Source organism: Bordetella pseudohinzii (genome assembly GCF_000657795.2).
In the GTDB taxonomy this organism is placed as follows: Bacteria; Pseudomonadota; Gammaproteobacteria; order Burkholderiales; family Burkholderiaceae_B; genus Bordetella; species Bordetella pseudohinzii.
This window is the reverse complement of sequence record NZ_JHEP02000001.1, coordinates 475,929-488,985: the sequence shown is the minus strand read 5'-3', so window position 1 is coordinate 488,985 and position 13,057 is coordinate 475,929. Positions and strand designations below refer to the sequence as shown.

Annotated in this window: 9 protein-coding genes; 3 read left to right on the top strand and 6 right to left on the bottom strand. The window is 66.6% G+C overall.

Going from position 1 to position 13,057, the window contains the following annotated elements; translation table 11 throughout:
• Positions 1–168 precede the first annotated feature (168 nt).
• A complete protein-coding gene (locus tag L540_RS02125; RefSeq protein WP_048025778.1) occupies positions 169–1,515 on the top strand; it encodes an RsmB/NOP family class I SAM-dependent RNA methyltransferase in 1,347 nt (448 codons plus the stop codon).
• 10 nt (positions 1,516–1,525) lie between these two features.
• Here the strand turns inward: L540_RS02125 and L540_RS02120 are convergent, their stop codons facing one another.
• Positions 1,526–1,891, bottom strand: coding sequence for a hypothetical protein (locus L540_RS02120; protein ID WP_197085622.1), 366 nt, complete (start codon positions 1,889–1,891; stop codon positions 1,526–1,528).
• A gap of 285 nt (positions 1,892–2,176) precedes the next feature.
• Between L540_RS02120 and L540_RS02115 the strand changes: the two genes are divergently transcribed.
• Together L540_RS02115 and L540_RS02110 are read left to right on the top strand one after the other, a co-directional pair.
• On the top strand, positions 2,177–3,385 hold the full coding sequence (locus L540_RS02115; RefSeq protein ID WP_043208575.1) for a DesA family fatty acid desaturase: 1,209 nt from the start codon (positions 2,177–2,179) through the stop codon (positions 3,383–3,385).
• Positions 3,382–5,646 (top strand): UvrD-helicase domain-containing protein, encoded by a 2,265-nt coding sequence (locus L540_RS02110; protein WP_043208572.1) that lies wholly within the window; start codon positions 3,382–3,384, stop codon positions 5,644–5,646. Before L540_RS02115 ends, L540_RS02110 begins: the two co-directional genes overlap by 4 nt.
• A 9-nt stretch (positions 5,647–5,655) precedes the next feature.
• Here L540_RS02110 and L540_RS02105 read toward each other — a convergent pair whose 3' ends face one another.
• The 5 genes from L540_RS02105 to dapD all read right to left on the bottom strand — a co-directional run bounded on the left by L540_RS02105 (position 5,656) and on the right by dapD (position 13,046).
• Positions 5,656–8,031: a TonB-dependent receptor plug domain-containing protein gene (locus tag L540_RS02105; RefSeq protein WP_043208569.1), complete on the bottom strand. Its 2,376-nt coding sequence runs from the start codon at positions 8,029–8,031 to the stop codon at positions 5,656–5,658.
• 241 nt (positions 8,032–8,272) lie between these two features.
• Positions 8,273–10,198 carry an ABC-F family ATP-binding cassette domain-containing protein gene (locus L540_RS02100; RefSeq protein WP_109842415.1) on the bottom strand — a complete coding sequence of 642 codons (1,926 nt, stop codon included), beginning with the start codon at positions 10,196–10,198 and terminating at the stop codon, positions 8,273–8,275.
• The gene (gene prmB, locus L540_RS02095; RefSeq protein WP_043208566.1) at positions 10,195–11,085 is read right to left on the bottom strand and encodes a 50S ribosomal protein L3 N(5)-glutamine methyltransferase; all 891 of its coding nucleotides are present in this window, start codon (positions 11,083–11,085) and stop codon (positions 10,195–10,197) included. Before prmB ends, L540_RS02100 begins: the two co-directional genes overlap by 4 nt.
• Before the next feature lie 6 nt (positions 11,086–11,091).
• Entirely contained in the window at positions 11,092–12,225 is a 1,134-nt protein-coding gene (dapE, locus tag L540_RS02090; RefSeq protein ID WP_043208564.1) for a succinyl-diaminopimelate desuccinylase, read from the bottom strand.
• Positions 12,225–13,046 (bottom strand): 2,3,4,5-tetrahydropyridine-2,6-dicarboxylate N-succinyltransferase, encoded by an 822-nt coding sequence (gene dapD, locus L540_RS02085; protein ID WP_043208562.1) that lies wholly within the window; start codon positions 13,044–13,046, stop codon positions 12,225–12,227. Before dapD ends, dapE begins: the two co-directional genes overlap by 1 nt.
• Positions 13,047–13,057 lie beyond the last annotated feature (11 nt).

Below are 13,057 nucleotides of genomic sequence, written 5' to 3'. Positions count from 1 at the left end.
TTTTCCCCAGGAATCATCATGAACAAGAAGAACCCAAGCCCGCGGCCCTCCAACGCCAGGCCGGAACGCCAGGCCCAGGCGCGGCCGGCCCAGGCACGGCCGGCCGAGCGCGGCGACAATCGTCCGCGCCGCTCGCTGGCGGCTTTCCGCATCGAACAGGTCCAGCGCGTGCTGGGCGAGGTGCTTCAGTGGGCCAGCCCCGCCGACGCCGTGCTGTCGCACTGGCTGCGCGCCAATCCCGCCCTGGGCGGCCGCGACCGGGCCGAACTGGCCGAGGGCGTCTACGATGTGGTGCGCAACCTGCGCCGCTACCGCCAGCTGGCCGAAAGCGGGGTCGGCAACGCGAACCGCCGTCTCGCCATCCTGGGACTGGCCGCCACGCGCGGTCTGGAGTGGCTCAAAGACGCCCTGGACCCGGGCGAGGCCGACTGGGTGGCGCGGGTGGACCACGTCAATCCCGCCTCCTTGCCGCGCGCGGTGCGTTTCAGCCTGCCCGATTGGCTGGAAGAGCGCCTGGGCAGCCTGCCCGAGCCGGACGCGCTGATGGAGGCCCTGCAGCAGCCCGCCCAGCTGGATGTCCGCTCCAATCCGCTGAAGATCGAGCGCGATGCCTTGCTGGCCAAGCTGCGCGAGGGCCCGGCCGGACGCTACGATCCGCAGCCCATGCCGTATTCGCCCTGGGGCATCCGCTTCAAGGGCCACCCGCCCATCAACCGCTGGCCGGAATTCGAAAACGGGCTGGTCGAAGTGCAGGACGAGGGCAGCCAGCTGCTGGCCTTGCTCGTGGGCCCGCGCCGCGGCGAGATGATCATCGATTTCTGCGCCGGCGCCGGCGGCAAGTCGCTGCTGCTGGGCGCGCTGATGCGTTCGACCGGCAGGCTGTACGCTTTCGACGTCTCGGCCGCCCGCCTGGCCAAGGCCAAGCCGCGTTTTGCGCGCAGCGGCCTGTCCAATGTGGTGCCGGTCGTCATCGACAGCGAAAACGACGCCCGGGTCAAGCGCCTGGCGGGCAAGGCGCAGCGCGTGCTGGTCGATGCGCCCTGCACCGGGATCGGCACGCTGCGCCGCAACCCCGACCTCAAATGGCGCCAGCAGCCGCAATCGCTGGGCGAACTGTGCGAGCTGCAGTACCGCATCCTCAAGAGCGCGGCCCGCTGCGTGGCGCCGGGCGGCCGCCTGGTCTACGCCACTTGCAGCCTGCTGCCCGAGGAAAACGCCGATCAGGCCGACCGCTTCTTGGCCGAACACCCCGATTTCGAGCGCCTGGATGCGGCCGCGCTGTTGCGTAATCGCTGCGAAAATCTGGCGCTGGATGGCCCCTATGTGCAGTTGCGTCCCGATTTACACGGCACCGATGGCTTTTTTGCCGCGGTGTTCGAGCGCAAGAAGGCCGACCGCGCGGCCCAGGCCAAGGCGCAGGCCGAGGCCGTGATCCAGGCCGCCGCCGAGGAAACCGATGAGGAGGCCGCCGCGCCGGCCGAGGCGGTTGCCAAGGCGCAGGGCGGCCAGGATTGATGCCCCGGGCTCAGGGCAGGACCACGATGTCCGCGCTGCCGGTTTCCGGCGCGCGGCCGCGTGTCTGGTAACGGACCTCCCAGCTGACGGTGTCGCGGCCGGTCTTGCCGGCGCGATAGATCACCTGGGAGACCGGCGCGGCCAGGTAGCCGCAGCCGCCGCTGCCGCCGGTATTGCCCTGGCGGCCGACCACGGTGGCCCGGCCCAGGCTGGCCTCTTGCGTGAGCCGCAGGCGCGGGGCCGCCAGCGCCTGGCAGCCGCGCAGTTCGTAATAACTGGCCAGCACAACCGTCTGTCCCGGTTTTACCGAAATGGGGGCGGACCAGCTCGGCGCGACGGCCAAGGCGAGCAGCGAAGCGGCGAAAAGGCGTAACATGGCGGTAGGGCCTCTTGGGGCCGGCATGGGGTAAGACACAATATATTGTGCCAGCCTTCTTGTAGCAAAATGTAGGCGCGCCCTGGGATATGGCCGCGCCATCCCCATAACAGAGGCGGGCAGGCACCCTTGCCAAGGCTTGCGCATGAGAACCCTCGCGGGGCATGCCAATATGGGCTTAGTGCTTGATTTCTCTCAAAAACTATTTTGAAACTGCGCTGTCATATGAAATTCAGGTGGGCTACACTTCACCCACTCTTTCTATGAGGCTCAGAAAACGGTTTTATGGATCACATCCTTTCTTTCGTATCCGGTGGTTTGACCCAAGCCAGCTGGTGGCAGATTCTTGCCTACACCCTGATCATGACGCACGTCACGATCGTGTCGGTGACGGTTTTCCTGCACCGCAGCCAGGCCCACCGGGGCCTCGACCTGCATCCCGCGGTCATGCATTTCTTCCGTTTCTGGCTGTGGATGACCACGGGCATGGTCACCAAGGAATGGGTCGCCATTCACCGCAAGCACCACGCCAAATGTGAAAAAGAGGGCGATCCGCACTCGCCCATGCTGTTCGGCATCTGGAAGGTGCTGTTCCGCGGCGCCGAACTGTATCGCCAGGAGTCCGCCAACAAGGAAACCATGGCCAAGTTCGGCCATGGCACGCCCGATGACTGGCTCGAGCGCAACGTCTATGCCAAGCACAGCCTGTGGGGCGTGCTGACGATGCTGGCCATCGATATCGCCCTGTTCGGCGCCATGGGCCTGACGGTCTGGGCCGTGCAGATGGCCTGGATCCCGTTCTGGGCCGCCGGCGTGGTCAACGGCATCGGCCACTACTGGGGCTATCGCAACTACAACAGCCCGGACACCAGCACCAATGTGTTCCCCTGGGGCATCGTGATCGGCGGCGAAGAGCTGCACAACAACCACCACGCCCATGGCACCTCGGCCAAGTTCTCGGCCAAGTGGTATGAGCTGGATATCGGTTGGGGCTACATCACCGTCATGCGCTGGCTGGGCCTGGCCAAGGTCAAGAAGGTCGCTCCCAAGCTGACCCTGGATCCGGACGCCAAGAACATCGACCTGCGCACGCTGCAAGGCGTGATCACGCACCGTTACGAAGTCATGGCCCGTTACGCCGACGTGATCAAAAAGGCCGCCGGCGAAGAACTCGCCAAGCTGAAGGCTTCGCGCCGCAAGGGCAGCGCCGATTGCAACTGGACCATCCTCAAGCGCGCCCGCCGCACGCTGACCCGCAACGAGGACGTCCTGCAGCCGGCCCAGCTGGCCGAGGTGGACCAGGTCATCGCCAAGAATGCTTCCCTGTCCACGCTGGTGCAGATGCGCCGCGAGCTGGGTCGCCTGTGGGAAAGCTCCAGCGCCAGCAGCGAGCAATTGCTCCATGACCTGCAGGCCTGGTGCCAGCGCGCCCAGCAAAGCGGCATCGCCGGGCTCGAGCAATTTGCCCTCCATCTGCGCCGCTACGCGGCATGATGCTCGACAAGCTCAATCCCGAACAACGCGCCGCTGTCACCCTCGAACCGCAACACGCCCTGGTCCTGGCCGGGGCGGGTAGCGGCAAGACACGGGTCCTCACGACCCGCATGGCCTGGCTGATTCAAACCGGCCAGGCCAGTCCTTTTGGCATTCTGGCCGTCACCTTTACCAATAAGGCCGCCCGCGAGATGTTGACGCGCATGGCGGCCCTATTGCCTATCGACACCCGCGGTCTTTGGATCGGGACGTTTCACGGCCTGTGCAACCGCATGCTGCGCGCCCACCATCGCGACGCCGGCCTGCCGCAGACCTTCCAGATCCTCGACACCGCCGACCAGCTGGCCGCCATCAAGCGCCTGCTCAAGGCCCAGGGCATCGACGACGAGAAATACCCGCCGCGCGATGTGCAGCGCTTTATCGCCGGGGCCAAGGAAGAGGGCCAGCGGCCCGCCGACGTCGAGGCCTGGGACGCCCATCGCCGCAAGCTGATCGAGATCTACCAGCTCTACGAAGCGCAGTGCCAGCGAGAAGGCGTGGTCGATTTCGCCGAGCTGCTGCTGCGCGCCTACGAGCTGCTGTCACGCAACGCCCCGGTGCGCGAGCACTATCAACGGCGCTTCCGCCATATCCTGGTCGATGAGTTCCAGGACACCAATACGCTGCAGTACAAATGGCTCAGGCTGCTGGCCGGCGGCGGCGCGGCCATCTTCGCCGTGGGCGACGACGATCAGTCCATCTACGCCTTCCGGGGCGCCAATGTCGGCAATATGGCCGATTTCGAGCGCGATTACGCCCACGGGCGGGTCATCCGGCTGGAGCAGAACTACCGCTCCTTCGGCCATATCCTGGATGCCGCCAATGCCCTGATCGGCCATAACCAGGGCCGCCTGGGCAAGAACCTCTGGACGGACCAGGGCGAGGGCGAGCCGATACGGGTGATCGAGCAGCCCTCGGATGGCATGGAAGCCCAGTGGGTGGTCGATGAAATCCGTTCGCTCATCCACGAGGGCCGTTCGCGCAGCGAAATCGCCGTGCTCTATCGCAGCAATGCGCAATCGCGCGTGCTCGAGCATGCGTTGTTTTCCGCGGGCGTGGCCTACAAAGTCTATGGCGGCCTGCGCTTCTTCGAACGCCAGGAAGTCAAGCACGCGCTGGCCTACCTGCGGCTGATCGCCAATCCGGACGATGACACCTCCTTCATGCGGGTTGTCAATTTCCCGACGCGCGGCATAGGCGCGCGCACCCTGGAACAGCTGGCCGACGCCGCCTCGAGCGGCCAGACCAGTCTGTTCGGCGCCGTGGCCCGCGTGCCCGGCAAGGGCGGCGCCAATCTGGCCGCTTTCGCCCAATTGATCGGCCGCCTGGAGGCGGAGACGCGCGACCTGCCCTTGCCCGAGATGGTCGAGCATCTGATCGAGGAAAGCGGCCTGAAGGCGCATTACCAGGCCGAGCGCGAAGGCGCCGAACGCCTCGAGAACCTCAACGAACTCATCACCGCGGCGGCGGTGTTCGCCGCCGAGGAAAACTTCGACGGCCTGCCGGCGGGGCGGATTCCCGATGCCGGCGCGGACGGGCCCGATGCGCCGCCCGTGGCCGGCATGACGCCGCTGGCGGCCTTTCTGTCGCACGCGGCGCTGGAGGCGGGCGACAACCAGGCGCAAGCCGGCCAGGACGCCGTGCAGCTCATGACGGTGCACGCGGCCAAGGGCCTGGAGTTCGATGCGGTGTTCATCACCGGCCTCGAAGAGGGTCTGTTTCCGCATGAGAACAGCATCCTCGAGCCCGCGGGACTCGAAGAAGAACGCCGTCTCATGTATGTGGCCATCACGCGCGCGCGCGAACGGCTCTACCTGACGCTGGCGCAAAGCCGCATGCTGCATGGCCAGACGCGCTACGCCATGCGCTCGCGCTTCCTGGAAGAAATCCCCGAGGCCCATCTCAAGTGGCTTACGCCGCGGGCGGGCGCCGGCAATGGTTTCGCAAGCGGCGGCATCGCCTGGACCGAGCGTGGCGACGCCTATGGCCGGCGCCAGACCGGCGCCATCGCGCCGCGCGCGCCGCGCACGGGCACCAGCGGCGTGACCGTGGGCGAGATCCAGTACCGGGTCGGCCAAGGGGTCAGGCATGCGCGCTTCGGCGAAGGCACCATCATCGGCCTGAGCGGCAATGGCCAGGACGCCCAGGCGCAGATCCAGTTCCGCGATGTCGGCACCAAGACGCTGGCGCTGGGCATCGCCAAGCTGGACATCATCGCCTGAGCGCCGCGCTCAATACCGGTAAGCCACCTGCAGCCAGATCTCGCGCCCGGTGCGATAGCGGCTTTCGTCGATATCGTTGCCCGGGCGCGTGGCCGTCAGCGGCGGCATGCGGTTCAGGACGTTGAGCACATCCACGGCCACCATCAGACCCCGGGCGAAGGCCGGCTGCCAGGCAATGCGCGTATCCCACGTCCAGTGCGAAGGCAGGCGGACGGGGGCGTAGATGTCCAGCGGCCGCCGGCCGGGCGTGGTGTCCACGTACATGATGTCGCTGCGGCGGCCTTGCCAATTCAACACATTGGTCCAGCTCAAGCCCAGGCGGGGCCATTGCCCATGGATGTCCAGCGTAAGCTTGTGCGGCAGGTTGAAGTCTCCGGGAGGCAGTTTGGAGGCGGGGATGCGCTTGCCCTGGTAGATCACGTAGACATCGCGTTCGGCCGGCGTGGCGTCATAGCCTTCGACCAGGCGGGCGTTGCGCTCCTGCTTCTGGTAGCTCCAGCTGAAGGATGCCTGCCAGAAAGTCTGCATCAGGCGCCAAGGCGTCTCGTTGCTGATGCTCAGGCTCCAATCGCGCGTCCGTGAACGGCCTTCGTTGGTGTAGCGGTAGCCGTCATAGGAGTTGCCGCGCCTGAGCAGTTGTTCGCGCCCATTGCGGTGCACGAAGGACAGCACGCCCTGCAGGCCGAAAGCCTTGCGGGTGAGCGAGAAGGCCCATTCGTCGTCGTAGGGGCTGCGTATGCCTTTGTAGTCCACCCGCGTGGCCAGGCTGCCATCGGCCACCGGGTTGCCGAAATAATCCAGGACCAGTTCGCTCAGGCGGCTGAACTCCTCCTCCATGGCGATCTTCAGCGCCTGCGTGCCGTAGTAGCGCGACCAACCGGCGCTGAGCACCGTGCTGCCATCGCCCAGCGCGTCCCAGTCCAGCCGGCTGCGCGGCGCGACATGATGCTGGTGCAGGAAATCATCCCCGTCATAGCGCAAGCCTGTCATGAGGTTCCAGCGCCGCCAGCGCAGCTCATTCGAGGCGTAAAGACCCAGCCGGGTGTGGTGCAGATTGACGCTGCCCGGCAGGTGCCGGACCTTGGTCGACTGTTCCTCCGTGCCATCCTGCAAATGGATGGCGCGATAGGAATAAGCGACCTGATAGCGCTTGAAGCGGGCGCTGACATGTTCGAGCTGGGCGCCGACATAAGGGCTCAAGCGCAGGGCTCCGTGTTGCCAGGGTTCGATGTCCAGGCGGGCGTCAAGCGTCAGGTTGCGCTGGCCTCGTTCGCTCTTGCCATAGCCGCCGCTTGAAAACTCCGGCCTGCCGTCCTCGAACTCATGCTGGACAAAGGCATTGTGGGCCGAGCGTTGGCGGCTGTTGAAGCCATCCAGGCCGGCGCGCAGCGACCACAGGCCCAGGCGCGTGTCGTGCTCCAGATTCACGCCCAGGCCCTGGGCGATGTGCTGGTTGCGCCAGTCCGTGTCGCGCGACACATTGCTGACCAGATGCTCGCGCCGGTTCGCGTGCTTGACGTCCAGCTCCACGGTGGTCGCCGCGCTCGGCTGGTGGTTGAAGGTGGCGATGAAGTTATCGACGCGGTCCAGATAGTTGTCGTGCTCCAGCTGGTCCAGATGGTTGGCGGAGCCCAGGCGCCAGCGCCCGATGCGCGATTCGCGCCGGGAGCCGCCCAGGATCACGGCGCTCTGTTCTCCCAGGGAGAGATCGGTCGTGACCGTGTAGAAGCGCTTGCGCCAGGTTGGCGAGAAGCCCGGCTCGCCTTGAGCCCATTGTTCAGCGTCGTAATCGGGGATTTTCTGGCGGGTCAGGTTGGAGCCGTTCCAGCGGTAGCCAAACTCGACATGATTGCCGCCGGAGGGGCGCCGCAGGCGGGCGTCCACCACGCCGCCGGTGAAGGTGCCGTATTCGACCGGGATGCCGCTGTCAAAGACCCGGACTTCGCCGAGCAGGGCGGTATCGAGGAAATAGGCTTGCGGATTGCCTGGCACGCTGCCCAGCTGCCGGTCCTTGTTGGCCGGATCCACCCGGCTGGTGGCGTCGACGCCATTGAGCAGGAAAAGGTTCTGGTAGGGGCTCGCGCCGTGGATCACGATATTGGGCACGTCCAGCGAGCCGCGGTCGGCGCTGTCGGCCGCGGCATTGTCCAGCCGTATGGATGGCAATGTCGAGATCAGTGAGCTCAGGTCGCGGTTGGCCGCGGGCGTGGCCTGGATTTCGCTCCGAGTGAAGATGTGCTCGCGCGGCAAGGGGGCCGTGACGGTGACCGGCTCCAGCCAGGGCGGGCCGGTTCGGGCGGGAGGGGAGGGGTCTTGGGCCTGCGCGTTGCCGCAGAGCAGGAGCGGAGTCAGCGCCGCGATACGGCGTAGCGGGGAAATCCACATGCTGGTGTTCCGGAGGACGGTGAAAGACAGTCGCGGAACAACAGGGGGAAGCAGCCGTGCATGGGAAAACCGATAGCCAATGAGAACCTAGACTATAGGCGAGCCGCGGCCCGGTTGCGACCGGGCTTGCATGACCAAGGAAACGTCTCACAGGAAAGACGGATGATTACGGTTTTCCTGCCGGGACATGGGACGATGGTCCGGCAGGACAGGCGCGAACGGCCCGTCCCGCCAGGGCAGGCTAGCCGGCCGCGCCTTGCTCGATGTCTTCGAGCGAGGTCTGGATCTCCAGCCAGCTTTCCTCAAGCGTATTGAGGCGCTTGCCCAGTTCGCCATGCTCGGCCATGACCTGCTGGCGCTCGGCGCGGCGCGCATCGGAATACAGATCGGCGTCGGCGATCAGGGCGTCGAGCGCCTGCAGCCGCGCGCGCAGCTTGTCCATCTCGCTTTCGACCTTGCTCAAGCGGGCCTGCAAGGGCTTGCGCAGGGCGGCCAGTTTCTGGCGTTGCTCGGCCTCTTGGCGGCGCTGCGCCTTGCGGTCGATGGCCTCGCCGTCCCGGGGGGCGGCTTCGGCGCGCTCTTCGGCATTGCGGGCATTGAGCCAGTCGCGATAGTCCTCCAGGTCGCCGTCGAATTCCCTGACCTGGCCGTCCGACACGATCCAGAAGCTGTCGACCGTGGTGCGCAGCAAGTGACGGTCGTGCGAGACCAGCAGCATGCTGCCCGAGAACTCGGCCAGCGCCGCGGCCAACGCTTCGCGGGTTTCGACATCGAGGTGGTTGCTCGGTTCGTCCAGCAAGAGCAGGTTCGGCTTTTGCCACACGATGAGGGAGAGGGCCAGGCGGGCCTTCTCTCCGCCCGACATGGGGCCCACCTTGCCGTTGACGGTATCGCCCGAGAAACCGAAACCGCCCAGGTAATTGCGCAGCTCCTGTTCGCGCGTATCGGGCGCCAGGCGCGCCAGGTGCTGCAGCGGCGTGGCGTCCAGGTCCAGCATGTCCAGTTGATGCTGGTGGAAGTAGCCGATCGCCAGGCCGCGCGAGGCGCGGCGTTCGCCCGCCTGCAGGGGCAGTTCCTCGGCCAGCGTCTTGATCAGCGTGCTCTTGCCCGCGCCGTTGGCGCCCAGCACGCCCACCCGGGCGCCCGCCCGGACCATGAGGGTGACGTTGCGCAGGATGGAGACAGGCTGCCCGTTGGCGTCGGTATAGCCGGCCGCCATCTTGTCCAGCACCAGCAGCGGATCCGGCGTGTGCTCGGGCGAAGGGATGCGGATGTCGATGCCCGCCTCGGCATGCAAGGGCGCCAGCGTCTGCATGCGCGCCAGGGCCTTGACCCGGCTCTGCGCCTGCTTGGCCTTGGACGCCTTGGCCTTGAAACGGTCGATAAAGCCTTGCAGGCGCGCGGTCTCGCGGGCCTGGCGCTCGTGGGCGATGCTGGCCTGGCGAAGTCGCTCGGCGCGCTGGGTCAGAAAGTCTTCATAGCCGCCCCGGTAGCGAATCAGCTTGCCATGGTCGAAATGCAGGATGACGCGCGCCACCGCATCGAGAAACTCCGTGTCGTGGGAGATCAGCAGCACGGTGCCCGGATAGGCCGCCAGCCACTTCTCCAGCCAGAGCATGGCATCCAGGTCCAGGTGGTTGGTGGGTTCGTCCAGCAACAGCAGTTCGGAAGGCGCCATCAGGGCGCGCGCCAAGGCCAGGCGCATGCGCCAGCCGCCCGAGAAGCTGGCCACCGGCTTCATCCATTCGTCGGGCGCGAAACCCAGGCCCGCCAGCAACTGCTCGGCGCGCGAGTTGGCGCTCCAGACGCCGGCCTCGGCCAGCGCGGCCTCCAGTTCGGCGATGCGCGTGCCCTGGTCGTCGCCCAGGCCGGCGCGTTCGGCCTGCAGGGCGCGCAGATGCGTGTCGCCATCGATGACGAACTCGCGCGCCGGCTTGTCGTCGGCGGCGATTTCCTGCTGCACGCTGGCGATGCGCCAGCCCGCCGGCACATCCAGCGAGCCGGCGTCCTGGTCCAGCGCGCCGGTCAGCAGCGCGAACAGCGAAGACTTGCCCGCGCCGTTCTTGCCTACGAAGCCGACGCGCTCGCCGGGGTTGACGACGAATTCCGCGCCGTCCAGCAGCACCTTGGTGCCACGGCGCAAGGTCAATCCAGAAGCACGTATCACAACTGCTCGCGGGTCAACAACAGGATCTGGTCGGAAGCCTGTTCGGTATCCAGCCACACGGGTTCCAGGCCGGGGAAGGCGGCCTCGAAGTGATCGCGCTCATGGCCGATCTCCAGCACCAGCACGCCTTGCGGCGCGAGATAGCGCGGCGCGGCTTGCAGGATGCGCCGCACGAGGTCCATGCCGTCGCTGCCGCCGGCCAGGGCCAGGGCGGGCTCGGCGCGGTACTCGGCCGGCAGTTCGTCCATGGACTGGCTGTTGACGTAGGGCGGATTGCAGACGATCACGTCGTAGGCCGCCTGGGGCAGATCATCAAAGAGATTGCTCTGGCGCAGCGAGAGACGTTCCTGCAGGCCGTAATCGTCCACGTTGCGGCGGGCCACGTCGAGGGCCTCCGGCGACACGTCGACCGCATCGACCTGGGCCTCGGGGAAAGCCAGGGCCGCCAGGATGGCCAGGCAGCCCGAGCCGGTGCACATGTCCAGCACGCGGCCCACCGATGCCGGATCGCGCACCCAGGGGGCCAGGCCGTGGTCCAGCAGCTCGGCGATGGGCGAGCGCGGCACGATCACGCGCTGGTCGACATAGAAGCGGTGGCCGCGCAGCCAGGCCTCATGCGTCAGATAGGCGGCCGGCAGGCGCTCGTTGACGCGCCGGTCGATCAGGTCCAGCACACGCTCGCGCTCCTTGCCCAGCACGCGCGCGTCCAGGAAGGGATCCAGCGTGTCGGGCGGCAGGTGCAGGCCATGCAGCACCAGGTAGACGGCCTCGTCCCAGGCATTGTCGGAGCCATGGCCCAGGGCGACGTGGCAGGCATGGAAGCGCGACACCGCGTAGCGGATCAGGTCGCGCAGGGTCTGCAGTTCTTGGCGGTCGGTAGACGGCATAACGCCTCAGTGTGCCGGCAGCAGGTTTTCCAACGTGCGCCGGTAGATGTTCTTCAGGGGGACCAGGCTGTCCAGCGCGATACGCTCGTTGATCTTGTGGATCGTGGCGTTGCAGGGACCGAATTCGATCACTTGCGGACAGATCTTGGCGATGAACCGGCCATCCGAGGTGCCGCCCGTGGTCGACAGCTCGGTCGTGCGCCCCGTCTCGGCCAGGATGGCCGAGGACAGCGCATCGGTCAGCGGACCGCGGGCCGTGAGAAAGGGCTCGCCGCCCAGTTCCCATCGCAGGTCGTACTCCAGGCCGTGGCGATCCAGCACCTCGTGCACGCGCGATTTCAGCGACTCGGGTGTGCTGGCCGTGGAGAAGCGGAAATTGAAAGACACGACCGCCTCGCCCGGGACCACATTGGTGGCGCCGGTGCCGGCCTTCATGTTGGAGATCTGGAAGGTCGTGGGCGGGAAATACTCATTGCCCCGGTCCCATTCAATGGCGACCAGGTCGGCCAGGGCCGGCGCAACCTGGTGTACCGGGTTGCGCGCCAGATGCGGATAGGCCACATGTCCCTGGATGCCCTTGACGGTCAGCTCGCCCGACAGCGAGCCGCGCCGGCCATTCTTGCAGACATCGCCCACATCGGTGGTCGAGGTCGGCTCGCCCACGATGCAGAAATCCGGCGTCTCGCCGCGCGCCTTCAGGGCCTCGCAGACGATGACGGTGCCGTCCACGGCCGGGCCTTCTTCGTCGGAAGTCAGCAAGAAGGCGATGGAGCCATCATGCGCGGGATGGGCGGCCACGAACTCTTCCACCGCCACCACGAAGGCGGCGATGGAGCTCTTCATGTCGGCCGCGCCGCGGCCGTACAGGAAACCATCTAGCTCGGTGGGCACGAAGGGGTCGCTGTCCCATTTTTCGCGCGGACCGGGCGGCACCACATCGGTGTGCCCGGCAAAAACCACCAGCGGCGCCTGCGAGCCGCGGCGGGCCCACAGATTGGTCACGCCGCCGCGCGCGATGGTCTCGCATTTGAAACCGATGCGCGCCAGGCGGGCTGCCAGCATCTGCTGGCAATCCTTGTCGTCCGGCGTGACCGAGGGTCGGGCGATCAGGTCTTTAACCAGATCCAGTACGGTGCTCATCAAGCCCTCAGCAGATCATTGATGCTGGTCTTGGCGCGCGTCTGCGCATCGACGCGCTTGACGATCACGGCGCAGGCCAGGCTGTGCGAACCGTCGGCCGAGGGCAGGGAACCCGGCACCACCACCGAGCCCGACGGCACGCGGCCGTAGCTGATCTTGCCCGTGGCGCGATCGTAGATCTTGGTGCTTTGCGACAGGAACACGCCCATGGCCAGCACGGAGTTCTCCTCGACCACCACGCCTTCGACGACCTCGGAACGCGCGCCGATGAAGCAGTTGTCCTCGATGATGGTGGGATTGGCCTGCAGGGGTTCGAGCACGCCGCCGATGCCCACGCCGCCGGAGAGATGGACGTTCTTGCCGATCTGGGCGCAGGAACCGACCGTGGCCCAGGTGTCGACCATCGTGCCCTCATCGACATAGGCGCCGATGTTGACGTAGGAAGGCATCAGCACCACGTTCTTGGCGATGAAAGCGCCGCGGCGGGCCACGGCCGGCGGCACCACGCGGTAGCCGCCCGACTTGAAGGCCGAGGCGCCGTATTCGGCGAACTTGGTCGGCACCTTGTCGTAGAAGGTCAGGGGCGCCTGGCCCATGACTTCGTTGTCCTGCAGGCGGAAAGACAGCAGCACCGCCTTCTTGATCCACTGATGCACCACCCACTCGCCGCTGGACTTGTCGGCCACGCGCAGGCGGCCGTGGTCCAGGGCGTCGATGGTGTGCTCGACCGCTTCACGCACTTCGGCGCTCACATCGGAAGGCGACAGGTTGGCCCGGTCGTCCCAGGCTTTTTCGATAGTGGTTTGCAGATCGAGAGTCATGACGCTTTACT